Annotated in this window: 22 protein-coding genes; 13 read left to right on the forward strand and 9 right to left on the reverse strand. The window is 73.1% G+C overall.

The features are described from left to right. The first annotated feature begins 86 nt into the window (after positions 1-86). Together ACIP5K_RS00420 and ACIP5K_RS00425 are read left to right on the forward strand one after the other, a co-directional pair. Entirely contained in the window at positions 87-554 is a 468-nt protein-coding gene (locus ACIP5K_RS00420) for a helix-turn-helix domain-containing protein (protein WP_401403391.1), read from the forward strand. 140 nt (positions 555-694) lie between these two features. Beyond that, positions 695-1870, forward strand: coding sequence for an acyltransferase family protein (locus ACIP5K_RS00425; RefSeq protein WP_401403394.1), 1176 nt, complete (start codon positions 695-697; stop codon positions 1868-1870). A 186-nt stretch (positions 1871-2056) separates the two neighbouring features. Here the strand turns inward: ACIP5K_RS00425 and ACIP5K_RS00430 are convergent, their stop codons facing one another. Next, positions 2057-3145 (reverse strand): Ku protein, encoded by a 1089-nt coding sequence (locus ACIP5K_RS00430; protein WP_401403397.1) that lies wholly within the window; start codon positions 3143-3145, stop codon positions 2057-2059. Positions 3146-3214: 69 nt separating this feature from the next. Between ACIP5K_RS00430 and ligD the strand changes: the two genes are divergently transcribed. After that, positions 3215-4102: a non-homologous end-joining DNA ligase gene (gene ligD / locus ACIP5K_RS00435; RefSeq protein ID WP_401403400.1), complete on the forward strand. Its 888-nt coding sequence runs from the start codon at positions 3215-3217 to the stop codon at positions 4100-4102. Beyond that, the gene (locus tag ACIP5K_RS00440) at positions 4099-5004 is read left to right on the forward strand and encodes an ATP-dependent DNA ligase (protein ID WP_401403403.1); all 906 of its coding nucleotides are present in this window, start codon (positions 4099-4101) and stop codon (positions 5002-5004) included. Before ligD ends, ACIP5K_RS00440 begins: the two co-directional genes overlap by 4 nt. A 472-nt stretch (positions 5005-5476) precedes the next feature. On the opposite strand, the gene ACIP5K_RS00445 is transcribed toward ACIP5K_RS00440, so the two are convergent. Then, positions 5477-6256 carry a nuclease-related domain-containing protein gene (locus tag ACIP5K_RS00445; RefSeq protein ID WP_401403406.1) on the reverse strand — a complete coding sequence of 260 codons (780 nt, stop codon included), beginning with the start codon at positions 6254-6256 and terminating at the stop codon, positions 5477-5479. 344 nt (positions 6257-6600) lie between these two features. On the opposite strand from ACIP5K_RS00445, the gene ACIP5K_RS00450 reads away from it, so the two are divergent. From ACIP5K_RS00450 to ACIP5K_RS00470, 5 genes are all read left to right on the forward strand, one after another. Next, positions 6601-7362 (forward strand): hypothetical protein, encoded by a 762-nt coding sequence (locus ACIP5K_RS00450; protein WP_401403408.1) that lies wholly within the window; start codon positions 6601-6603, stop codon positions 7360-7362. Next, positions 7359-8774 carry an ATP-binding protein gene (locus ACIP5K_RS00455; RefSeq protein ID WP_401403411.1) on the forward strand — a complete coding sequence of 472 codons (1416 nt, stop codon included), beginning with the start codon at positions 7359-7361 and terminating at the stop codon, positions 8772-8774. The genes ACIP5K_RS00450 and ACIP5K_RS00455 overlap by 4 nt, the downstream gene beginning before the upstream one ends. Positions 8775-8913: 139 nt before the next feature. Next, positions 8914-9273 carry an SH3 domain-containing protein gene (locus ACIP5K_RS00460; protein WP_401403413.1) on the forward strand — a complete coding sequence of 120 codons (360 nt, stop codon included), beginning with the start codon at positions 8914-8916 and terminating at the stop codon, positions 9271-9273. 40 nt (positions 9274-9313) lie between these two features. Beyond that, positions 9314-10699, forward strand: a complete 1386-nt coding sequence (locus tag ACIP5K_RS00465; RefSeq protein WP_401403416.1) for an FtsW/RodA/SpoVE family cell cycle protein — start codon at positions 9314-9316, stop codon at positions 10697-10699. After that, positions 10696-12168, forward strand: coding sequence for a peptidoglycan D,D-transpeptidase FtsI family protein (locus ACIP5K_RS00470; RefSeq protein ID WP_401403419.1), 1473 nt, complete (start codon positions 10696-10698; stop codon positions 12166-12168). The genes ACIP5K_RS00465 and ACIP5K_RS00470 overlap by 4 nt, the downstream gene beginning before the upstream one ends. Positions 12169-12178: 10 nt before the next feature. Here ACIP5K_RS00470 and ACIP5K_RS00475 read toward each other — a convergent pair whose 3' ends face one another. Then, complete coding sequence (locus ACIP5K_RS00475) at positions 12179-13018, reverse strand: hypothetical protein (protein ID WP_401403422.1); 840 nt, start codon at positions 13016-13018, stop codon at positions 12179-12181. 115 nt (positions 13019-13133) lie between these two features. Further along, positions 13134-14240 carry a ferritin-like domain-containing protein gene (locus ACIP5K_RS00480; RefSeq protein ID WP_401403425.1) on the reverse strand — a complete coding sequence of 369 codons (1107 nt, stop codon included), beginning with the start codon at positions 14238-14240 and terminating at the stop codon, positions 13134-13136. Positions 14241-14404: 164 nt separating this feature from the next. Here ACIP5K_RS00480 and ACIP5K_RS00485 point away from each other — a divergent pair, with 164 nt between their 5' ends. The 4 genes from ACIP5K_RS00485 (at position 14405) to ACIP5K_RS00500 (ending at position 17725) form a co-directional block, all read left to right on the forward strand. Then, a complete protein-coding gene (locus ACIP5K_RS00485; protein ID WP_401403428.1) occupies positions 14405-15343 on the forward strand; it encodes a diiron oxygenase in 939 nt (312 codons plus the stop codon). A gap of 53 nt (positions 15344-15396) precedes the next feature. Continuing rightward, on the forward strand, positions 15397-16122 hold the full coding sequence (locus tag ACIP5K_RS00490) for a TetR/AcrR family transcriptional regulator (protein ID WP_401403430.1): 726 nt from the start codon (positions 15397-15399) through the stop codon (positions 16120-16122). Between the two features lie 28 nt (positions 16123-16150). Continuing rightward, entirely contained in the window at positions 16151-16447 is a 297-nt protein-coding gene (locus ACIP5K_RS00495; protein WP_401403433.1) for a hypothetical protein, read from the forward strand. A 138-nt stretch (positions 16448-16585) separates the two neighbouring features. Beyond that, complete coding sequence (locus tag ACIP5K_RS00500) at positions 16586-17725, forward strand: NlpC/P60 family protein (protein ID WP_401403435.1); 1140 nt, start codon at positions 16586-16588, stop codon at positions 17723-17725. 70 nt (positions 17726-17795) lie between these two features. Here the strand turns inward: ACIP5K_RS00500 and ACIP5K_RS00505 are convergent, their stop codons facing one another. The 5 genes from ACIP5K_RS00505 to ACIP5K_RS00525 are packed head-to-tail and all read right to left on the reverse strand — an operon-like array spanning position 17796 to position 23370. Further along, positions 17796-19052 carry a styrene monooxygenase/indole monooxygenase family protein gene (locus tag ACIP5K_RS00505; RefSeq protein WP_401403438.1) on the reverse strand — a complete coding sequence of 419 codons (1257 nt, stop codon included), beginning with the start codon at positions 19050-19052 and terminating at the stop codon, positions 17796-17798. A 29-nt stretch (positions 19053-19081) separates the two neighbouring features. Then, positions 19082-19699, reverse strand: a complete 618-nt coding sequence (locus ACIP5K_RS00510; protein WP_401403441.1) for a GTP-binding protein — start codon at positions 19697-19699, stop codon at positions 19082-19084. Next, a complete protein-coding gene (locus tag ACIP5K_RS00515; protein WP_401403443.1) occupies positions 19680-20096 on the reverse strand; it encodes a DUF742 domain-containing protein in 417 nt (138 codons plus the stop codon). Before ACIP5K_RS00515 ends, ACIP5K_RS00510 begins: the two co-directional genes overlap by 20 nt. Further along, on the reverse strand, positions 20093-20584 hold the full coding sequence (locus ACIP5K_RS00520; RefSeq protein WP_401403445.1) for a roadblock/LC7 domain-containing protein: 492 nt from the start codon (positions 20582-20584) through the stop codon (positions 20093-20095). The genes ACIP5K_RS00515 and ACIP5K_RS00520 overlap by 4 nt, the downstream gene beginning before the upstream one ends. After that, positions 20581-23370 (reverse strand): nitrate- and nitrite sensing domain-containing protein, encoded by a 2790-nt coding sequence (locus ACIP5K_RS00525; protein ID WP_401403448.1) that lies wholly within the window; start codon positions 23368-23370, stop codon positions 20581-20583. The genes ACIP5K_RS00520 and ACIP5K_RS00525 overlap by 4 nt, the downstream gene beginning before the upstream one ends. Between the last annotated feature and the right edge of the window lie 449 nt (positions 23371-23819).

Raw genomic sequence — 23819 nt, forward strand, 5'->3', positions numbered from 1 at the left:
TGTGAGGGTCCTCGGGTGCCGGCAACCCCGGGTGACTGGCCGATGGTTGCGCCCGCCTAGCTCCTGCACGGAGCGGGGCACGTCTCATGACGGGCACCATCGGCCGTTTCGCGTCTGCGTGGGATCATTCGGGTGTGGGCAATTTGGATGATCTTGTGCGGTTGCGGCGGGCCCGCGACCGGATGGACCGGGAGTATGCCGAGCCCCTGGACGTCACCGCTCTGGCCCGGACGGCGTTGATGTCGCCGGGCCATTTCTCGCGGAGCTTCCGTGCCGCTTTCGGGGAGACTCCGTACAGCTATCTCATGACCCGGCGGATCGAGCGGGCCAAGATGCTGCTGCGCCGGGGGGACCTTTCGGTGACCGAGGTGTGCTTCGAAGTGGGGTGTACGTCGCTGGGGTCCTTCAGCTCGCGATTCACCGAGCTGGTGGGGGAAACGCCCAGTGCGTACCGGGCCAGGGGACGGGTCGAGGGGGGCGATCTGCCGGCCTGTCTGTCCCGGATCCACACCCGGCCCGTGAAGGGGCGGCAGGGGCCTTCCAGCGCCGTGTGACGGACACCACCCGTGTACGACACAGGTTTACGTGCGCCGCAATCGGTGACTACGGTGCCTGAGATGTCTCGCCGCCACATGAATCCCGTAAACCAGAGAAGACGCGTTGACGAGGGTCGAGGTTCCATCTGGGAGGGATCATGAGCGAACCGATTCAGCTCGCGGCGCAGCGGGCCCCACTGCCGGACCAGCGCACCGCCGCCCCCACCTCCTCCCCCGCCTCCGGCGCCACGGCTCCGGCGTCCGCCGCCGCGGCCGGGACCGCGGCCGGGACCACGGCCGGGAAGAAGCCCGGCAAGGCGCGGGACGCGTTCTTCGACAACGCGAAGTATCTGGCGATCGTGCTGGTCGCGATGGGGCACTCCTGGGAGCCGCTGCGCGGTGACAGCCGGGCCGCGTCCGCGCTGTACATGACGGTCTACTCGTTCCACATGCCGGCGTTCATCGTGATCTCCGGCTACTTCTCGCGGTCCTTCGACGCGAGCCCGGGCCGGCTGAAGCGGCTGATCACCGGGGTGGCCGTGCCGTACGTCGTCTTCGAGGTGGCGTACACGTTCTTCAAGCGGACCGCCGGCGGCGACCCCGACTACCCGATCAGTCTGCTCGACCCCTGGTACCTGACCTGGTTCCTGATCGCGCTGTTCGTGTGGCGGCTGTCCACGCCGTTCTGGAAGGTCGTCCGGTGGCCGCTGCCGCTGTCGCTCGCGATCGCGGTCCTCGCCTCGGTCTCCCCCGACATCGGTGACGACCTGGACCTCCAGCGCGTCCTCCAGTTCCTGCCGTTCTTCGTCCTCGGCCTGTGCCTGAAGCCCGAGCACTTCCAGCTCGTGCGGCGCAAGGAGGCGCGGCTCCTGGCCGTGCCGGTGTTCGCCGGTGCGCTGCTCTTCGCCTACTGGGCGGCGCCGCGGATGAACGCCGCCTGGTTCTACCGCCGGGACAGCGCCCAGGAGCTGGCGGCGCCGGGCTGGTCCGGCGCGGTCATGACGCTCGCCATGTTCGGCTGCTCGGTGGTCCTCGCCGCCTGCTTCTTCGCCTGGGTGCCGGGGCGCAGGCTCTGGTTCACCGCGCTCGGCGCCGGGACGCTGTACGGGTATCTGCTGCACGGGTTCATCGCCAAGGGCTCCCGCTTCTGGGACTGGTACGACGCCGACTGGGTGCACACGCCGGGGGGCGAGGTCGTCGCCACCCTGTTCGCCGCCTCCCTCATCACCGTGCTGTGCACACCACCCGTGCAACGCGCCTTCCGGTTCGTCATGGAGCCGAAGATGGAGTGGGCCTTCAAGAAGGACGCCGGTGAGGTGGCCAGGCGGAGGTAGCGGGAGCGCGGGCGCGGGCGCGAGCGCGCTCCGCCGCGTGTCGGTTTGAGGCGTGGGGCGCCGGGAGCGGTGGCCCGTCCGGTTCGTCGGTTCGTCGGACGGAGCACCGCTCCCGGCGCCCCTTCGCGTGCTCCTCCAGGTGGGGGTGGTGGGGGGAGGTGGGGGTGGTGTTCGGCGGGGTGTGCGTCAGGCGGACGCCTTCTTGGTCGCGGCCGTCTTCTTTCCCGCCGTGGTCTTCTTCGCCGCGGTCGTCTTCTTCTTCGCCGCGGCCGTCGTCCTCTTCCTGGCGGCGGGCTTGGCCGCAGGCGTCGACTTCGACGTCTTCGCCGCCCTCGTCGGCTGCGTGGTCTTCGTCGCCTTCGTAGCCTTCGTAGCCTTCGTCGCCTTCGTCGCCTTGTCGGCCTCGGTCTTCTTCGCCGGCGTGGTCTTCTTTCCCCGCGCGCGGTCCGCCAGGTGGGTCACCTCGGCCACCTCGTCGTCCGATGCACCCGAGGCGCGTGCCTCCTTCGCGGCCTTCACGCTGCCCTCCAGCGCGGCCATCAGGTCGATCACCCGGCCGCCGCCGTCGCCGGACGCCGCGGGGGTCTCCTGGTGCTCGTCGCCGGACGCCTTCGCCTCGATCATGTTCTCGACGGCTTCCCGGTAGTCGTCGTGGAGGTCGGCGAGGTCGACCTCGCCGAGGGTGTCCATCAGGGCGTCGGCCAGGTCGAGTTCGGCGTCGCGCACCGTGACCTGGGTGTCCGGCGCGACGTCGTCGGGGGTGCGGATCTCGTCCGGCCAGAGCAGGCCGTGCATGGCGATGACGTCGTCGACGACGCGCAGCATGCCCAGCCGCTCCCGGCCGCGCAGCGCGAACTTGGCGATGGCGACCTTCTGGCTGCGCTTCAGGGCCTCGCGGAGCAGCGTGTACGGCTTGGCGGCGGGGACGCCGTTCGCTGAGAGGTAGTAGGCCGTGTCCATCTGGAGGGGGTCGATGCGGTCGGCCGGGACGAAGGCGACGATCTCGATCGTCCTGGCCGTCGGGATGGGGAGGGACGCCAGGTCGTCCTCGGTGATCGGGATGATCGACCCGTCGGCGTCCTCGTAGCCCTTGCCGATCTCGGCGGCGGTGACCTCCTTCTCCTCCAGCTCGCACACCTTGCGGTAGCGGATGCGACCGCCGTCCTCCAGGTGGATCTGGCGGAAGGAGATCGAATGGTTCTCGGTGGCGTTGACCAGCTTGATGGGGATGCTGACCAGGCCGAACGAGATCGCGCCGTTCCATATGGAGCGCACGGTGTACCTCCCGTTTCGCCCAGACGTCCAAGAAGAGTGCGGATAGTCAGATTGTCACAGTATGAGCGTATGACGCCCCTCACCGAAGTGGACGGGCGGCGGCTCGCGCTCAGCAATCTGGACAAGGTGCTGTATCCGGCGTCCGGGTTCACCAAGGGCGAGCTGCTGCACTACTACGCGACCACCGCCGGTGCGCTGCTGCCGCACCTGTACGACCGTCCGGTCTCCTTCCTGCGCTTCCCGGACGGTCCCGGGGGCCAGCGCTTCTTCGCCAAGAACGTGCCGCCGGGCACACCCGCATGGGTGAAGACGGCCTCCGTGCCGCGTTCGGAGGGGGACGGCGCGCGGCAGATCCTCGTCCAGGACCTGGCGACGCTGATGTGGGCGGCGAACCTCGTCACCGAGTTCCACACCCCGCAGTGGCGGGCGGACGCGCCGGGGGTCGCCGACCGGCTGGTCCTCGACCTCGATCCGGGGGCGCCGGCCGATGTCGTGCAGTGCTGCGAGGTGGCGCTGTGGCTGCGGGAGCGGCTCGCCGCGGACGGGCTGCTCGCGTACGCGAAGACATCGGGCTCCAAGGGGCTGCACCTGCTGGTGCCGCTGGTGCCGACGCCGTCCGAGCGGGTCAGCGCCTACGCGAAGGCGCTCGCGCAGGAGGCCGAGGGCGCGCTGGCGCATCTCGTCGTGCACCGGATGGCGCGCAGCCTGCGGCCCGGGAAGGTGTTCGTCGACCACAGCCAGAACTCCGCCGCGAAGACGACGGCGGCGCCGTACACCCTGCGCGCCCGGCCCGAACCGACCGTGTCCGCGCCGGTGACCTGGGACGAGGTCGCGGGCTGTGCGCGCGCCGACGAGCTGGTGTTCCGCGCCGACGACATCGCGCCTCGGCTGCGCCGGTACGGGGATCTGCTCGGGCCGCTGATCAACCCCGCCCGGGCCGGACGGATCCCGGGATGAGGCGGCCGGTGGAGGTGGCGCTGGCGGAGCCGGTCGACGATCTGCCGGTGGACGGTACGGGGGCGGCCTGGTCGTTCGAGCCGAAGTTCGACGGGCATCGGATGGTGGTGTTCCGGGACGCGGACGGGGTGGTGCTCCAGGCGCGTTCCGGGCGGTCGGTGACGCGGGCCTTCCCCGATCTCGTCGCCGCCGCGACGGCGCTGCCGGCCGGGACCGTGCTCGACGGGGAGGTCGTCGTGTGGCGGGACGGGCGGACCGACTTCGCCGCCGTGCAGCGGCGGGCCGCCGCCGCGAGTGCCGGGCGGGCGCGGGGGCTCGCGCGGGAGTTTCCCGCGTCGTACGCCGCGTTCGACCTGCTGGGGGACGCCGGCGGGGATCTGCGCGGGCTGCCCTACCGGGAGCGGCGGTCGCGGCTGGTCGGGGTGCTGGGGCCGTTGGGGCCGCCGCTCCAGGCGGTGCCGGCGACGACGGACCGGGCGACGGCGCTCGACTGGTACGAGGCGTTGGTCGCCACCGGGGTGGAGGGGCTGGTCGCCAAGCGGGTCGACGGGCCGTACCGCGGGGGGCGGCGGTCGTGGCTGAAGCTGCGGCACAGCGACACCAAGGATGCCGTGGTGGTGGGGTTCACCGGGGTCGTGGGGGCTCCGCGGGCGCTGGTGGTGGCGGTCGCCGGGGACGGGGAGCCGGTGTTGTCGGTGCCGTTGGGGGGTGGGGTGCGGCGGGAGGTGGGGGCCGTGTTGGTCGCCGCGCCGGGGGTGGTGGGGGTTGTGGTGGGGGTGGGGGTCGGGGAGGTGGTCTATCAGGGGGTGGAGAGGGTGCCGGAGGTGGTGGTGGAGGTTCGGCAGCGGAGTACTCGGCATGGGGCGTTCTCGGCCGAGGTGGTTCGGGTTCGGGGTGCTTGACGGTGTCGGTGCCGGTGTTGGTGCCGGTGCCGGTGTCGGTGTCGGTGTCGGTGTTGGTGTCGGTGTCGGTGTTGGGGCTCGTGCTCGAGCTGGGGATGGTGCCGGAGCTGGTGTGCGGGTTCTTTGGCGGGCGCTGCGCGCCTCGCCGGCCTCGTCGTCGGGTGGCGCGTCCGTGGGGGTTCTCGCGCCGTTCCCCGCGCCCCTCCAGTGGGCGCTGCGCGCCACCCCGGCCCGTCGACACGTGACCGGACGGTGGCCGCTTCTCGCGCCGTTCCCCGCGCCCCTCCAGTGGGCGCTGCGCGCCACCCCGGCCCATCGCCACGTGACCCGACGGTGGCCGCTTCTCGCGCCGTTCCCCGCGCCCCTCCAGTGGGCGCTGCGCGCCGCCCCGGCCCGGCCGTCGCCGCTTCTCGCGCCCCACCGGCAAGCCCTGCCCGCCAGCACGCGGCCGGGCGGGGCGCGAGGGGTGGGGTCAGACGTGGGACCAGGTGGATCGGTCTCGGGACATGGCGTGGAGGGCCTCCACGTCGGCCGGTTTGAGGAGGGCGGCCGGGTGGGTCAGGGCCGGGAGGTCCGTGAACGGGAGGACGCGGACGTGCCGGGGCGGCGGTGGCGGCAGTTCGAGGGAGGCCGGGTCCATCAGGATCAGGGCGGCCCGGACCTCGGCCGTCAGCGCGAAGGAGGCGCGGGACGCGTCCGTGCGGGCGCGGCGCAGCAGCGGGTCGGGGTCGCTGAGCCGGACGCGCTGCCTGCGGGCCGGCAGGACGTGGACGGCGAACAGGCCCCCGGGCCCGATCAGCAGGTGGTGGATGCGGTCGCCGCCGGGCAGCGGCACCGAGTGCAGGACCCGCCAGCCCGCCGGTTCGAGGGCGTCGAGCGCCTCGCCGACCCGCTGCTGCGCGGCGAGGTCCTTGCGGCGCGGGTCGGTGCGCAGCCTGCGCGGGGCCGCGGGTTCCCGGTCGAGGGCGATCAGCAGGGCCTCCCCCGGCCGGTTCGGCGCGAGGTCGTCGTCCGGGTGGAGACTCAGCCGGGCCAGCTCCACCGGCGTGGGCACCGGCGGCGGGCCGACGGTGAACTCGCCGGTGACGAACGGGCCGAGCGCCGCGAGCACGGCCTCCCTGCTCGACTCCCTGAGCAGATTCACCCGGCTCGCCTCACGGTCGTACCAGGCGATGTTCGTGCCGTCCTCCCCGTAGACGTAGAGCCGCTCCTGACCGTGCCGCCAGGCCGGAATGACACGCAGTCCGCTCATGCCCCATCACCACCCCTCCGACCATGGGAGCAGCAAGAACGGCCGCAGGCAAGGAGTCCGCGGGCCCCTCCCGGCGGTGCGGGGCGCGGGTGCGGCGGGGGCCGCGGGCCGGGCGCGTACGGCCGCCGGGCGGGGTGTGCGGCGGGCTTCTCCTGCTCAGCGCGCCGGACCGGCCGGAGTACCACCCCGCGCCACCCCACCGGGTGCGCGCGGCTCCGCGGGCCCATAGAAAGGATCTCCCGGAGAAAAAGAACTTCCCCGCCCATAGGGTGTACGCGGCGCCGCAGGGGCGCACGAGGACCGTGACCGGGCGGGTGCCGTCGGAGACAGGAGCGTGGAGCGCAGTGAAGCCCTGGCGCGCCGGCCGTCGTCCGGCGGCGGTGTGCGCGCTCGCCGTGCCCGCCGCCGCGCTGCTGCTCTCGGCGTGCGGCGGTTCGGGCGGCCTGGAGAGCGCGGGGCCCACCCCGACGGCGGTCGGCCCGCGCGAGCTGTGGCCGTCGCTGACGCCCGCCTCGGCGGCGGTCGACGACTACGGCTCGGGCGAGACCGACGTGGTCGAGGGGGTCGCGGTGCCGGGCGGCGACCTGCGCCGGGTGGATCCGGTCCGGGTGCTGCGGGCCCAGCAGGCCGCGGACCCGGAGACGTACAAGGACATTGCGGCGGGCCTCGCCGACTGCGGCGATCCGGGCAGGCGCGGGCCCGACTGCCCCGTCCTGCACGCCTACTTCGCCGATCTGACCGGTGACGGCGAGGACGACATGGTCGTCGGGGTCGAGGCGCCGAAGCAGCAGCTCGTGGTGCGCGTGTACACGTACGGGGGCGGCACGCTGACGCAGATCATGAACGACGAGGACGCCGTGATCAGCGTCGAGCTGGCCGGTGACACCGTCGTCGTGCGGGCCGTCGCGGACCTGTCGGGGTACGAGTACCGGACCTCGTGGTCGTACGACGTCCATCAGAAGGCGATGCTGCCGACGCGTGACGAGATCGTGCGGACCGGGCCGCCGCGGACGCCGTCGGCGAGCCCGTCCGTGACACCGCCCGCCACCCCGTCCGGGAGCCCGTCGCGGACCCCGTCGGCCGGTCCCTCGCCGAGCGCGTCATGAGGTTCCCCGCGCACCGGCCGTGGCTGCCCGCGCGGGCCGCGTCGCTCACCTGGAAGGCGGCGGCGTTCATCACGGTGATGTGTTGCGCGCTGACCGCGCTGCTCGGGGTGCTCGTGCACGTCTCGGTGACCCGGCAGACGGTGGGCGAGGCCCGGGACCGGGCGCTGTCGCGGCTGGAGGAGGCGGCGGGGGCGCTCGCGGCCGGGGACCGGCTCGGGCCGGACGCCGCGGTCGACCCGCCCGGACTGCCCGCGCCGCTGCGCGACCTCGCGGCGCGCGGTGAGCACGGGACGATGCTCGGCCGGTCGGGCACGCGGCCGGTGATGTGGGCGGCGGGCCCGGCCTCCGGCAGCGCCGGCACCTCATTCGGCAGCACCCCGGGCCCGGGGTGCTGCCGGTCCGACGGAACGCCCGGGGCGGCGCCCGGGGCGGCGCCCGGAACAGCTCCCCGAACGGCTCCCGGAGCCGCGCCCGGCGCAGCGTCCCGCGGCGGTCGTGCCCTCGCCGTGCAGGTCGACTACGAGCAGAGCGCCCGCACCATCGACGGCCTCGACAACGCCATCTTCGGCTCCTCGGTGCTGGCCATCGGCGCGACCCTGCTCGTCGGGGCGTTCGCGGTGACCCGGGTGACCCGGCGGCTGCACACCACGGCCCGGGTGGCCCGCAAGATCAGTGCGGGCGACCTGGACGCGCGGGTCAACGACCCGCGCACCAAGGACCCGCAGCGCCACCAGGACGAGGTCGCCGCCGTCGCCGGCGCGCTCGACTCGATGGCGTCCTCGCTCCAGGCCCGCATCCTCACGGAGCAGCGCTTCACCGCCGACGTCGCCCACGAGCTGCGCACCCCGCTGACCGGGCTGCACGCGGCGGCCGAGCTGCTGCCGCCGGGCCGCCCCACCGAGCTGGTCCGCGACCGGGTCGCCGCGCTGCGCACGCTCACCGAGGACCTGCTGGAGATCTCCCGGCTGGACGCGCGCAGCGAGCGGGTGGAGCTGGACGCGGCCTGGCTGGGGCCGGTCGCCGAGCGGGTGGTGCGTGCCTCGCCGGGGGCGCCGGCCGAGGTCGTCGTGGTACGGGACGTGTGCGTGGAGACCGACCGGCGGCGCCTGGAGCGGGTGCTCGGCAACCTCGTCGGCAACGCGCACCGGCACGGCGCCCCGCCGGTGGTGCTGACCGTCGACGGGCCGGTGATCACCGTGCGGGACCACGGCGAGGGCTACCCGGACTACCTGGTGGAGCACGGGCCGCAGCGGTTCCGCACCGAGGGCGGGGCGCGCGGGCACGGGCTCGGGCTGACCATCGCGTTCGGCCAGGCCGAAGTCCTGGGCGCGCGGCTGGAGTTCACGAACGCGGTGGACGGCGGCGCGCTGGCCACGCTGACGCTGCCGTACGACGAGCCCGAGCGGCCGTAGGGGCGCGCCCCGGACGCAACCCGGGCGGCGCAGTACACCCGGTGACCTTTTGCGCCCGTTCCGTGACGCTTTTACTGTGAAGCGCGGCTTTACACCCATTTCCCGGGTACCCGCCGCCCTTCCTCCCCAAGGAGGCTCCATGAGCACTCGGACCGCAGCCACCCGCCTGGGCATAGCCGTCGCCGCCGTCACGGCCCTCGCCGGCCTGACGGCCACGGTGTCGCCCGCCGTCGCCGCCGACTCCGCCGGGAGCGGCAGGCCGCCCGTCTACAAGGGCCGGGTCACGGCCAAGAGCGGTCTGAACCTGCGCGACTCGCCCACCCGCGGCAGCCGCATCGTGCGCACCGAGCCGTACAACAAGATCGTCCCGATCTTCTGCAAGACGGGCGGCGACCGGGTCGAGGGCAACAACCTCTGGTACCTGCTGACCGACGGCACCTGGGCCTGGGGGTCGGCGAAGTACATCGCCAACATCGGCGCGGCGCCCCGTTGGTGCTGACATATCCAGATATCACCGGTGAACTTGCTAGGTTCCGGGCATGACCGGATCAACGGGTTCATCGGGACCGGTGGCCGCCACGGCCTCCGCCGCGGTGCCGGCCGTGCGCGTCCCGCGGCGCCGGGGCACCGAACTCGTCCTGATCCTGCTCGCCGTGCTGCTCAGCGTCTACGGCTACTGCGACGTGGGGCTCGCGAAGAACGGCACGGTGCCGCCCGGCGCCGCCGGTTACGGCGCCGGGCTCGGGGTGCTCGCGCTCCTCGCGCACGGCGCGGTCCGCTTCCGTGCCCCGTACGCCGATCCGCTGCTGCTGCCGATCGCCGTGCTCCTCAACGGGCTGGGCCTGGTCCTCATCTACCGGCTCGACCTGGAGACCCCGGACTCGGACGCGGCCCCCACCCAGCTGGTCTGGTCGACGCTCGGCGTCGCCCTGTTCATCGTCTTCGTGGTCTTCCTGCGCGACCACCGCGTCCTCCAGCGGTACGCGTACCTGTCGGTGGTCGCCGCGCTGGTCCTGATGATCCTGCCGATCTTCTTCCCGGCCGTGAACGGCGCCCGGATCTGGATCCAGATCGGCGGCTTCTCCATCCAGCCCGGCGAGTTCGCCAAGATCCTGCTGGCGGTGTTCTTCGCCAGCTACCTCGCGGCCAACCGCAACGCCCTGCGCTACACCGGCAAGAAGGTGTGGCGCTTCCAGTTCCCGACCATGCGGGTGTTCGCGCCGATCCTCGTGATCTGGCTGCTGAGCGTCGGCGTGCTGGTCCTGGAGACCGACCTCGGTACGTCCCTGCTCTTCTTCGGGCTGTTCGTCGTGATGCTCTACGTGGCGACCGGCCGCGGGAGCTGGATCGCCATCGGGCTGGTGCTCGCCGCCGTCGGCGCGGTCCTCGTCGGGTCCTTCGAGCCGCACGTGCACACCCGCGTCCAGGACTGGCTGAGCCCCTTCGCCTCCATCGACGCGGGCCGGGGCGCCGGCCAGCTCGCCCAGTCGCTGTTCGCGTTCGCCTGGGGCGGGATGCTCGGCACCGGGCTCGGCATGGGCCACTCCATCCTCATCGGCTTCGCCGCCAAGTCGGACTTCATCCTGGCGACGGCGGGCGAGGAGCTGGGCCTGGCCGGGCTGACCGCCATCTTCCTGCTGTACGCGCTGCTGGTGGAGCGGGGCTACCGGGCCGGGCTCGCGCTGCGCGACCCGTTCGGCCGACTCCTCGCGATCGGTCTCGCCTCGATCGTCGCGCTCCAGGTGTTCGTCATCGCGGGCGGCGTGATGGGACTGATCCCGCTGACCGGCATGGCCATGCCGTTCCTGGCGCAGGGCGGCTCGTCGCTCGTCACCAACTGGGTCATCGTCGCGATCCTCGTACGGATCAGTGACTCGGCGCGTGGCTCGCTGCTCCCCGAGAGCGCCCCGGAGGCCGCCCCGTGACGAAGTACATCCGCCGCGCGTCCGTCTTCTGTTTCGTGCTGCTGGTCGCGCTGCTGGTGAACGCGGCCCGCGTCCAGGTCTTCGAGTCCCCGTCGCTGGACGCCAATCCGGCGAACCGGCGCGAGACCATCCAGCGCTACGACCAGCCGCGCGGCGACATCCTGGTGGGGGGCAGGCCGGTCACCGGCTCGCGGAACACGGGTGAGACGTACAGGTACCAGCGGACGTACCGCGACGGCCCGCTGTACGCGCCCGTCACCGGGTACGCCTCGCAGACGTACGGCACCACGTTCGTGGAGAGCGCCGAGGACGACGTCCTGTCCGGCACCGACGCGATGCTGTCGACGGTCCCCTTCTGGAACGAGATCTCGCGGTTCCAGAACCCCGGCGGCGACGTGCGGACGACGATCAACGCGGCCGCGCAGCGGGCCGCCTACGAAGGGCTCGGCGGCAAGAAGGGCGCCGTCGCGGCGCTCGACCCGTCGACCGGGAAGATCCTCGCGCTGGTCTCCACGCCGTCGTACGACCCGGGGAACATCGCCGGGACCAGCAGGTCCGACGTCGACAACTGGAACCGGCTGAACAGCGCGCCCAGCCGGCCGATGCTCAACCGGGCGATCCGCGAGACCTATCCCCCGGGCTCGACGTTCAAGGTGGTCACGGCCGCGGCGGTGCTGGAGAACAACATCGTCGCCGGGACCGGCACGGCGACCGACACCCCGTCCCCGTACACCCTGCCGGGCACGACCACGCAGCTGACCAACGAGTCCTCGTCCGACGCCTGCGAGAACGCCACGCTGGAGTACGCGATGGCCGCCTCCTGCAACACCGTGTTCGCCAACCTCGGGGTGAAGGTCGGGCTCGACGGCATGGTGAAGATGGCGCGGAACTTCGGGTTCAACGACGCCCGCATGCGGATCCCGATGACAGCCGCCGCGTCGAACTTCGACACCGACATGGACAAGGCGCAGCTCGCGCTCTCCTCCATCGGCCAGTTCGACACGTCGGCCACCCCGTTGCAGATGGCGATGGTCTCGGCGGCCGTCGCCAACGGCGGGACACTGATGCAGCCGCACCTGGTGGACAGCACGACGCGGAAGAACGGCACGACGGTGTCGACCACCGACGACAAGAGCTACGCGCAGGTCATGTCGGCCTACACGGCGACCCAGCTCCAGCAGCTCATGGTCGACGTCGTCACCAAGGGCACCGGCGCCAACGCGCGGATCCCGGGGGTGACGGTGGGCGGCAAGACGGGCACCGCGCAGAACGGCGTGAACAACGAGGGCGTGCCGTACGCCTGGTTCATCTCCTACGCGCAGGGGCCGGACGCCTCCACGCCGCAGGTGGCGGTCGCCGTCGTCGTCGAGGACGCGGCGGCGGACCGGGCGGACATCAGCGGCGGCGGCAGCGCGGCCCCCATCGCCCGGTCGGTGATGGAGGCCGTGCTCGACACGTCCGGCGGCTGAGCGCGGCCGGTCAGCCCAGCGGGGTGCGGATCTCGTCGCGGATCCGCGCGGCCGACGCGGCGGCGGCGGCCAGGTCGATGTCCTGCGGGTCCCGGGCGGCGGACGCCGCGGTGAACTCACCGACGGAGGCGCCCGTGTTGCCGTCGACCCAGGCGCACATCGGCATGGTGATCTTGGTGACGCCGCTGCTCTGGGTCAGCACCTCGCAGGTGATGGTGACGTCGGTGCCGGCGGGGTGGAAGTCCTTCGGGGGCACGGCGACCGAGGCGTTGTCGGACTCGGCGGCGCCCTTCATCATGTTGCCGCGCGCCGAGTCGGTGTTCTTGAACCGGCCGTACATGCCGGAGATGACGAGCACGCCCTTGGTCTGGTCGCCGCCGAGCGCGTACTGGCCGATGGCGGCCTTGGTGTCGCGGGCGTCCCACGCGCCGTCGGCCTCGCCCTCCAGCGCCTGCCCCTTGGACGCGGACAGGTCCTGGGCCAGCTCGTACTTCCCGTCGAGGACCTTCTGGGGCAGCGTCAGCCGGTATTTCGCCTCGGGGAAGCCGCTGTCGGACTTCAGCCCGACGTAGGCCAGCGCGCCCAGGCCGAGCGCGACCACGACGACGACACCGGCGACGATGCCGACGATCAGCCCGACCCGGCGCTTCGGGGGCGGCGGGGGCGCGCCCCACTGGGGGCCCGCGCCCGGGTACTGCTGCTGCGGGAAGCCCGGGTGGGCGGGGGGCTGGCCGTAGGGCTGCTGCGGCTGCCCGGGGTACGCGGGCTGCGGCGGGCCGTAGGGGCCGGGCTGCTGGCCGTACGGGTTCTGGTTCGGCTGCGGGGGCTGGGGCGGTGGTGGCGTGGACACGACCGAGACGCTACTCCATCCGGGTCAGGGCCGGAGCAGGGAGCCGGGCGGCGTCCCGGGTCGGTCCGGGGCGGTCGGGGGTCAGTCGGGGGTCAGTCGGGGGTCACGTCCGGGGTCAGTCGGCGGTGCCCGCGCGGATGGCCTCCTGGACCTCCGTCACCCGGGCCTGCTCCTCCGCCGCGAAGCGTTCCGCGTCGAGTTCCTCCGCGATCTCCTCGTCCTGGGCCATCAGCAGATCCAGGTTGGAGTCGCCCATCTCGAAGACGCCCATGTCCACGTACGCCTGCTGGAGGCGCTTGCCCCACAGGCCGATGTCCTTGACGCACGGCACGATCCGGGAGAACAGCAGCCGGCGGAACAGGGCGAGGAACTCGGACTCCTCGCTGTACTGTTCGGCCTGCGCCTTGGGGATGCCGAAGTTCTCCAGGACCTCCACCCCGCGCAGCCGGTCGCGCATCAGGTAGCAGCCCTCGATGACGAACTCCTCGCGCTCGCGCAGTTCGGCGTCGGTGAGCTGGCGGTAGTAGTCGCGCAGCGCCATCCGTCCGAAGGCGACGTGCCGGGCCTCGTCCTGCATCACGTAGGCGAGGATCTGCTTGGGCAGCGGCTTGTCCGTGGTGTCGCGGATCATGCCGAAGGCGGCCAGCGCGAGACCCTCGATGAGGACCTGCATGCCGAGGTAGGGCATGTCCCAGCGGGAGTCGCGCAGGGTGTCGCCGAGCAGCGCCTGGAGGTTGTCGTTGATCGGGTAGAGCATCCCGATCTTCTCGTGCAGGAAGCGGCCGTAGATCTCGGCGTGCCGGGCCTCGTCCATGGTCTGCGTCGCCGAGTAGAACTTGGCGTCGAGGTCGGGGACGGACTCGACGATGCGCGCCGCGCACACCATCGCGCCCTGCTCGCCGTGCAGGAACTGGCTGAACTGCCACGCGGTGTAGTGCTTGCGCAGTTCGCCCTTGTCCTTGTCGGTCATCTTCGCCCAGTAGGGCGTGCCGTAGAGGGACATCGACTCGTCGGGGGTGCCCAGCGGATCGCAGGGATCGACCTCCAGGCTCCAGTCGATGCGGCGGGCGCCGTCCCACTGCTTGTCCTTGCCCTTCTGGTACAGGGCGAGCAGACGGTCGCGTCCATCGTCGTATTCCCAGCTGAGACGGGCCGAACTGGCCGATGGAACCTGCCAGTTGGGCTCGCCCACGGTCTCGGTGTACAGCTCGTGGGTCGACATACCGGCAGGCTCACACGGTGGTAGACGCGGGGTCAACAAGTCGTGCGCGAGGGATTGACGGCCTTGCTGACAAGCAGTCTCATAAGAGGGGCGGACCGATGCGCCCGCCGGCCCCACGGGTACCCCGGACCCGTCAACCCACTTACAGCGATGGGGAGTCAGCGATGACCACCATGACGGACGCCGACGCGGTCGAGGGGCTGCGGGACGCGCTCGGTCTGCTCAAGGACCGGGAGCAGGTGGCCGAGCGACTGCTCGACTCCTCCGCCAAGCACTCCTTCGACCCGGACAAGGAGCTGGACTGGGACGCGCCGTTCGAGGACGGCAAGTGGTTCTGGCCGCCGGAGCTGGTCTCCCTCTACGGCACCCCGCTGTGGGAGCGGATGAGCGAGGAGCAGCGGATCGACCTGTCCCGGCACGAGGCGGCGGCGCTCGCCTCGCTGGGCATCTGGTTCGAGCTGATCCTGATGCAGCTGCTGGTGCGGCACGTCTACGACAAGGCGGCGACGAGCGCCCACGTCCGGTACGCGCTCACCGAGATCGAGGACGAGTGCCGGCACTCGAAGATGTTCGCGCGGCTCATCACGCGCGGCGGGACCCCGCACTATCCGGTGGCCCGCGTCCACCACAACCTCGGCCGGCTGTTCAAGACCATCTCGACGACGCCGGGATCGTTCACGGCGACGCTGCTCGGCGAGGAGATCCTCGACTGGATGCAGCGGCTCACGTTCCCGGACGAGCGGGTGCAGCCGCTGGTGCGCGGGGTGACCCGGATCCACGTCGTCGAGGAGGCACGGCACGTGCGGTACGCGCGCGAGGAGCTGCGGCGCCAGATGGTGACCGCGCCGAAGTGGTCGCAGGAGTTCACCCGGCTCACGTCCGGCGAGTTCGCGCGCGTCTTCTCGGTCGCCTTCGTCAACCCCGACGTGTACGCGAACGTGGGACTCGACAAGAAGGAGGCCATGGCGCAGGTCAAGGCGTCGGGCCACCGCCGCGAGATCATGCAGACCGGCGCGAGGCGGCTCACCGACTTCCTGGACGACATCGGCGTCCTGCGCGGCCCCGGCCGCCGGCTGTGGCGCGCCTCCGGACTGCTGGCCTGAACCCCGGTGCGCACCGTCCCCGCCGGCGGCCCCGCGCGGTTACGCTGCCGGACATGACCTCGGCCACCGGCACGCCCGCCTACCGACGGCTCAGCGTCGAGGAGCGACGGGCCCAACTCCTCGAAGCCGCCCTGTCGTTGTTCGCGCACCGGGCCCCCGAGGAGGTCTCCCTCGACGACGTGGCGGAGGCCGCCGGCGTCTCCCGTCCGCTGGTCTACCGCTACTTCCCGGGCGGCAAGCAGCAGCTCTACGAGGCCGCGCTGCGCTCCGCGGCGGACGAGCTGAAGCAGTGCTTCGCGGAGCCGGCCGAGGGGCCGCTCACGACCCGGCTCGCGCGGGCGCTCGACCGCTATCTCGCCTTCGTCGACCTGCACGACACGGGGTTCGCGGCGCTGCTCCAGGGCGGCAGCGTCGTGGAGACCTCCCGGACCACGGCGATCGTCGACGGGGTGCGGCGCGCCGCCGCCGAGAACATCCTCAGCCACCTCGCGGTGACCGTGCCCGGCACCCGGCTGCGGATGACGGTCCGCATGTGGATCACGGCGGTCGAGGCGGCCTCCCTGATCTGGCTCGACGAGGAGAAGCAGCCGCCGCTGGACGAGCTGCGCGACGGGCTCGTCGACCAGTTCCTCGCGGTCCTCACGGCGACCGCGGGCCGCGACCCGCAGACCGCCGACGTGGTCCGCCGCGCCCTGGCGCTGGAGACCCCGGCCGGGCCGGTCGGCACGCTGGCCCGGCGGGTGCTGTCGGTGGTCCGTGACGCGGGCCACCTGCTGTGACCGGCCGGGGCGTGCGTTACTGGTAGGCGTGAAGAGCGAAGACATCCCCTTTGCCGGCGGCCCCCTCGACGGGCGCACCCTGCCGGTGCTGGTCACCGCCACCGGCAATCCGCCGAAGGTGTACCGGGTGCCGGTGCCCGACCCGGACGGCGGGCCCGACACCGTCCTGGTCTACGTGCGCGAGCCCGTGCCCGACGGGCGGGCGGTGCGGCTGGTGCAGAAGTGGCGCTACGCGTTCGCGCCGGACGGCAAGGTGGAGCGCTCGGTGAAGTGGCCCTGGTCGAAGAAGTCGCCGGGCGGGCCGGACGGCGGCCCCCGCGGGTAAAGGCGCCGCGCCGCGCACCCCCTCAAGGGATGGCGAGGTTGGGCCGAACCGCGCAGCCCTCCGGGCGGCCGGGCCGGTCGTCTGTTGATGTTCACGGTGCGGGCCCGCGCCGGGGCGGCCCGCTCCGGAGGTGACGTGGTGTCAGGCAGTGTGATGCGGTGGGTGTGCACGGCGGCCGTGACGGGGGCGCTGCTGTCCCCCACGGCGGCGGGCGCGGCGCCCGCCCCCGACGGGGGCCGCTCGGTGGCGGACCTCCTGACCGACCTCCAGGGCCTGTACCAGCAGGCCGAGGAGGCCACCGAGACGTACAACGCGACGGCCGAGAAGCTCAAGGAGCGCCGCGCGACCGCCGAGGAGCTGTCCGGGAAGCTGGCGTCGGCGCGCGGGGAGCTGTACAGCAGCCGGGTCGCGGCCGGGCGCCTGGCCCGCCAGCAGTACCAGGGCAGCAGCGAGATCTCCCCCTACGTACGGCTGCTGCTGGCCCGCGATCCGCAGCACGCCGTCGACCAGGGACACGTGCTGCGGCGGGCCGCGCGCGAGCAGGAGGCGACCGTCGACCGGCTCGTCGGCAGCGAGAGGAAGGCCGACGAGGTGGCGACGAGGGCGCGGGCCGCGCTCGATGAGCAGTTGGGGCTCGCCGCCCGGCAGAAGAAGGAACAGGACGCGGTGCGGGCCCGGCTCAAGGAGGTCGAGGAGCTGCTGGCGTCGCTGACCGCCGACCAGCTCGGCGAGCTGGCCCGGCTGGAGGACGCCGGGATGGCGGACGCGCAGCGGACGTTCATGGCGTCGGGTGCGCTCAGCTCGACGGGCGGCCCGCCGTCGCGGGCCGGGGACACGGCGCTCGCGTACGCGGTCCGGCAGATCGGCAAGCCGTACGTGTGGGGCGCCGAGGGCCCGGCCGCCTACGACTGCTCGGGGCTCACCTCGCAGGCGTGGGCGCACGCGGGCCGGCCGGTCCCCCGCACCTCGCAGGAACAGTGGGCGACGCTGCCGAAGGTGCCGCTGTCGCGGCTGCGCCCCGGGGACCTCGTCGTGTACTTCCCCAGGGCGACGCACGTGGCGATGTACCTCGGCGACGGGATGGTGGTGCAGGCGCCGCGGCCCGGCGCCCGCGTCAAGGTCTCCCCCATCGCCGCGAACCCCCTGCTGGGCGCGGTGCGCCCGGACCCGGGGGCCGGCGCGATGACCGGATACCGGGCGCCCGAGCTGCCGCCGGACGCGATGACCGGCGGCGACGCGGGGTACGCCGCCGCGGGCGCCCCCGCGGCGGGCCGCTGACGGTCCCGGACGCGCGACCGCCCGCGCCGGACGTCGGTCGACGTCCGGCGCGGGCGGTCCGGTGCGCCGGTCAGGCTCCGGTGACCGACGCCAGGTAGGCGGCGGTCCTGTCGGGCTCGTAGAAGAAGTTCTCGAAGTCCGCCGGGTTGTCGAAGCCGTTCGCGAAGCGGTCGGCGACGGGCGGGAGCGCGCCGGCCGCGCCGATCAGGTCGAGGACGTGCTCCGGCGGGGCCTGGAGCATGGTGTTCGTCCACTTGGTGACGTGCTGGGCGGTGTCCCAGTAGCGGTCGAAGGTGGCCTGCATCCACTCCTCGTCGAACGGCTTGTCGCCGTGCTCGACGATGGAGTCGAGGTAGGCGGCCGCGCACTTGGACGCCGAGTTGGAGCCCTGGCCGGTGATCGGGTCGTTGGCGACGACCACGTCGGCGACGCCGAGGACCGCGCCGCCGGAGGGGAGGCGGCCGATCGGGTTGCGCACGGTCGGGGCGTAGCGGCCGGCCAGCGTGCCGTTGGCGTCGGTCAGTTCGACCTTGGTGGCGCGCGCGTACTCCCAGGGCGTGAACTTCTCCATCAGCTCCAGGGTGAGCGCCAGGTGCTCGGAGGGGTCCTTGACGCCCTTGAACACGTCGAGCGGGCCGCCGGGGACGCCCTCCCAGAAGAGGATGTCGGCGCGGCCCGACGTGGTGAGCGTCGGCATGACGAACAGCTCGCCGACGCCGGGGACCAGGTTGCAGCGGACCGCGTCGAAGTCCGGGTGCTCGGGGCGCGGGCCCATGCCGTGGACGTAGGCGACGGCGAGCGCGCGCTGCGGCTCGGTGTACGGGGAGCGCGCGGCGTCGCGGCCGAACATGGAGACCAGCTCGCCCTTGCCGGCCGAGACCAGCACCAGGTCGTAGGTGCGGGAGAAGTAGTCCAGGTCGGAGACGGCCGCGCCGTGGATGACGAGCTGGCCGCCGCGCTGGGCGAACGTCTCCATCCAGCCCGCCATCTTCACGCGCTGGTCGACGGACTGGGCGTGGCCGTCGAGCCTGCCGACCCAGTCGATGGCGCGCTGGGTGGGGCCGGGGTCGTGCGAGCCGGGGGCGGCGACGGAGACGCCGAGGCCCTCGATCCGCGGGGCCTGGGACTCCCAGAAGTTGAGCTGGAGGTCGCGCTCGTGCTGGAGCGCGGTGTGGAACATGCACTGCGTCGACATGACCCGGCCGGAGCGGATCTCGTCGGCGGTGCGGTTGGACATCAGCGTGACCTCGTAGCCCTTGGTCTGGAGGCCGAGGGCGAGCTGGAGACCGGACTGGCCGGCTCCGACGACGAGTATCTTCCGTGACATGTGGTGCCTCTAACTGATCGGATGAGGGGTTACGCGGGGGTGGCGTCGAGGGCGTGGCCGACCAGGGACAGCAGCGTCTCGATCACCGAGATCCGGCGGCGCGCGTCCATGATCCGGACGGGTACGTGCGGCGGCACGGACAGCGCCTCACGGACGTCGGCCTCCTCGAACTCCTCCGACCCCTCGAAGTGGTTGACGGCGACGACGTACGGCAGGCCGCAGCTCTCGAAGTAGTCGAGGGCCGGGAAGCAGTCCGACAGCCGGCGGGTGTCGGCCAGGACGACCGCGCCGATCGCGCCGCGCACCAGGTCGTCCCACATGAACCAGAACCGCTGCTGGCCCGGTGTGCCGAACAGGTACAGCACCAGGTCGTCGTCGAGCGTGATGCGGCCGAAGTCCATCGCGACGGTGGTGGTCGTCTTGTCGGGCGTCGCGGTGAGGTCGTCGGTCTCCTCGCTCGCCTGGGTCATCAGCGCCTCCGTCTGGAGGGGCTGGATCTCCGAGACGGCGGTCACCATCGTCGTCTTGCCGACCCCGAAGCCGCCCGCGACCACGATCTTCGTGGCGATGGGGGCCCGGGTCCGGTCCGTCTGCCAAGCCTGCACCTGCTCCTCGTCGTCGAGGAGTTCAGAGACGGCGGAGTCCACTCAGCACCCTTTCGAGCAGCGCACGGTCCGGCTGTCCCGGGCCGTGACCTGTTCCGTACACACGGATCTTTCCCTGGTCGGCGAGGTCGCTCAGCAGGACGCGGACCACGCCGAGGGGCATCTTGAGGAGCGCGGCGATCTCGGCGACCGTGCGCATGCGGCGGCACAGTTCGACGATGGCGCGCATCTCCGGCATCACTCCCGCGAGCGTGCCCTTGCCCAGTTCGAGCCGCTCGTCGGGGGCCTCCAGCGCGGCCACGAAGGTCTCCACGAGGAGGACGTGACCGAAGCGGGTGCGGCCGCCGGTGAGCGAGTAGGGCCGGACGCGGGCGGGTCTGCGGTCGCCGCCGCGCCGGGGGAGCCTGTTCGGGGTGGAGCCGGTACTGCCGGGGGTCATCGGGTGCTCTCCATCGACTGGCGCAGCTCGCTGCGGAGTTCGGGCGTCAGGACGTGCCCGGCACGTCCGACGAAGAGCGCCATGTGGTACGCGATGACGCTCATGTCGCAGTCCGGGGTGGCGTGCACGCCCAGCAGCGAACCGTCGCTGATGGACATGACGAAGAGGCTGCCCTCCTCCATGGCGACCATGGTCTGCTTGACGCCTCCGCCGTCCATCAGCTTGGCGGCGCCGATGGTGAGGCTGCCGACGCCGGACACGATGGTGGCCAGGTCGGCGCTGGAGCCCTTGGGGCCGCCGCTGTGGTCGCTGGGCGTCTCGGCGCTCCTCCCCGGGTCGGACGAGAGCAGGAGCAGTCCGTCGGACGAGACCACCGCGACGGAGAGCAGCCCTGGCACCTCCTCGACCAGGTTCGTCAGGAGCCAGTGCAGATTGCGGGCTTCGGTACTCAGTGCAGGGTTGTTGAGTGCAGGGGTGGGCGCAGTCAACTGCTTGCCTCCTCGGCTGTGTCCCCCTTGGCTTCTCCAATACGTTCTGGGGCGTCGCCCATCTCCACCGCCACGTCGCGCCGGCCTTCCTCGGCGCCCCGGTGGAAGCCGCCCAGCCTGCGGCGCAGCGCGGCCGCGTCGACGGAGCCGGTGCGCGGCTTCGGAGCGGCGGCGGGGGCGGCGATCTTCGGCGTCCGCTTGGGCAGGCCCTTGTCCGTGAGGCGCTCACGGGTCTCGGTGCGCTGCGCGGGGATCTCCTCGCCCCGGGCGCCCGCGTCGGGCGTGCGCTCGTGGGCGTCGGGCTCCGGCGCGGGCACCGTACGCGAACGCACGGGCAGGGCGGGTTCGGCGGCGGGCGGCGCGGGGTCGGCGGCGCCCGGTGCGGGTTCGGCGGCGGGCGGTGCGGGTTCGGCGGCGGGCCGTGCGGGGCGCGGGTCCGGCTCTGGCTCCGGGTGCGGCGCGGGTCCGGCGGCGGGCCCGGGCTCCGGGTGCGGCGTGGGCTCCTCGTCGGCCGGCGGGACCGGCGCGATCAGCTCCATCGTGGTCTCGGCGACGGACTCGGCCGGGGGCTGCCCGGTCTCCGCCACCCGTACCGCCTCCTCGGCGGCCTCGATCAGCGGGTCGCCGCCGGCCGTGGCGGCGCCGTCGGCGTCGGTCGCGGCGAGCGAACGGCCGGACAGGACGTTGGAGTTGGCCTCCGCCTCGGATCCCGGCAGGTGCACAGCGGGCGCGCCGCCGGGCACCAGCGCGGGCGGCGGCGCCGACACGGCGGGGGCGGCGGCGAGCAGCGTGGTGGGCAGGACGGCGACCGCCGCGATGCCGCCCTGCTTCTGCTCGCGCAGCCGGACCCGCACCCCGTGCCGCGCGGCGAGCCGCGCGACGACGTACAGGCCGAGGCCGAGGCCGTCGGTGTCCTCCGGGTCGTGGCCCTGCTCGGGCGTGAAGGCGGAGAGGCGGGCGTTCAGCTCGGTCATCCGCTCCTCGGCCATGCCGATGCCCTCGTCCTGGACGGAGAGCATGACCTCGCCGTTCTCCAGGAGCCAGCCGGAGACCTCGACGGAGGCGTCGGGCGGCGAGAACGACGTCGCGTTCTCCAGGAGTTCGGCGAGTAGGTGGCTGAGGTCGTCGGCGGCGAACCCGGCGATGTGCGCGTGCGGGGGCAGCGCGGCGATGCGGACGCGCTCGTAGCGCTCGATCTCGGAGACGGCGGCGCGGGCGACGTCGACGAGGGGCACGCTGCCCGCGTGGCTCTGGCCGTGGTCGGCGCCGGCCAGGACCAGCAGGTTCTCGCTGTGCCGGCGCATGACCGTGGCGAAGTGGTCCAGCTTGAACAGGGTGCCGAGCCGCTCGGGGTCCTGCTCGCGCTCCTCCAGGCCCTCGATGACCCCGAGCTGGCGCTCCACCAGGCCGAGGGTGCGCAGGGCGAGGTTGACGAACGTGCCGTGGATGGCGCCCTTGGCGCGCTCCACCTGCACGGCGGCGTCGGAGAGCCGGGCGCGCAGCGCGTCCCGGTCGTCGGCCATCCGCTGCCGCTCGCCGATCAGGTGCCGACGGTCGGACTCCAGGGTGGTGAGCCGCTCGTGGAGGGCGACGGCGTGGGCGTGCAGCGCGTTGACCGAGCGGACGACCTGGGCGAACTCGTCGTTGCGCCCGGTGAACTTCACGGGCTCCTCGGTCGCGGGCGCCCCGGCGACCCGGCCGGAGCCGATGCGCAGCGCGGCGAGCGGCCGGGTGAGCGAGCGGGCCGTGCCCATGCCGACGCCGACGGCCACCAGCAGCAGGACGCCGACCACGGCGATCCGCACCTCGAGGGCGGTCACGTCGTCGTCGCGCAGCTGCTCCAGGCGCTTGAGCCGCTGGTCGCCGAGGGCGGACTCGGCGCCGCGCATCAGGTCGACGCGGGAGGTGAGCGCGGCGTCGACGTTCTTCCTGTTGTAGCCGGCCTCGCTGTCGGACAGCGTCGGGGCGTCGGTCAGCTGCTCCAGGTACTTCTCGGCGCGGCTCGCGTCGGGCCCGGTGACCGTGGAGTCGTACGCGTCCACGGTGGCGCCCGGCGCGGACTCGCGGAAGGCGTCGAGGGCGGCCTGCTCGGCGACCCGGGCCTGCATCGCGGCGGCGGTGAGGGCGTCGCGCTGCTTGCTGTCGGAGGACACCTGGCCGACGACGGTCTTCGGCACCCCGGTGACGGGGTCGATGGTCGTCGACGTGGTGGGGGTGCTCGGCACGGAGTACGCGGCGAGGAGCAGCCCGCGGGCGGCGGACGCCTGCTCGACGGCGCGGTCCAGGTCGGCGAGGGCGCGGGCGCCGTGGCCGGCCCGCACCGGGATCCGCTCGGCCAGCTCCTCGGCCTGCCGGTGCAGTTCCATGATGGCGTCGGAGTACGCGGTGTGGGCCTGGAGCGCGGTGTCCTTGCCGGTGAGCGCGGCGCGGCGGACGGCGGCGACGTCGCCGAGCGCGGCCCGCAGGGAGCCGGGGGCGTCGTCGGCGCGCAGCTCCTCGGCCTGGCGGTCGACGCGGGCGCTGCGGCCTTCGCTGAGGCCCTTGCCCTTGGGGCGGCCGGCGGCGATGTAGGCGGTGACCTCGTCGCGCTCGTCGGCCAGGGCGTGCGACAGGGCGAGGGCGCGCTGGGTGCGCGCGGCGTCGTCGACGAGTTCCTGGGTCTGTCCGACCTGGGAGGAGGCGGCGAGCACGGCGGGCGCGCCCGCTCCGACGACGGCCGCGGCGACGACGGCGACCGCGATGATCAGCCGATTGCGCACCCGCTTGCGCTTGCCGGTGGGGCCCACGGGCGGCGTGCCGCCCGCCGCGGGCACGGGGTGCGCGGGCCCGGGTGCGGGGGTCGCGGAGTGCGGTGCGGGGGCCGACGCGGGGTTCGGCGCGGGGGCCGAAGCGGGGGCCGCGGCCGGGCTTGCGGCGGCGGAGGATCCGGGAGCCGCGGAGGACCTGGGGGCGGCGGAAGACCCGGGGGCCGCGCTAGATCCGGGCGCGGTGGACGGTCCGGGAGTCGCGGTGGCCTCGGGGCCGGCAGGGGCTCCGGGGGCCTCGGGGGGCGTCGGTGCCGTCGGGGACGTCCGGGGGGACGGTCCGCTTCCGGACACTCCCGTACCGTCCGGCTGCGCCGGCCCCTGGGACCCGATACCGCCGGAGGTGTTCCGCACTGATGCTCGCATTCCTGACTCGTCCGACCCGTGGGCCCGGGTGACGATTCGTCACCACTTGGACCCTTCTGGCATGG

The sequence above is a fragment of the Streptomyces sp. NPDC088785 genome, assembly GCF_044750685.1.
Taxonomy (GTDB): domain Bacteria; phylum Actinomycetota; class Actinomycetes; order Streptomycetales; family Streptomycetaceae; genus Streptomyces.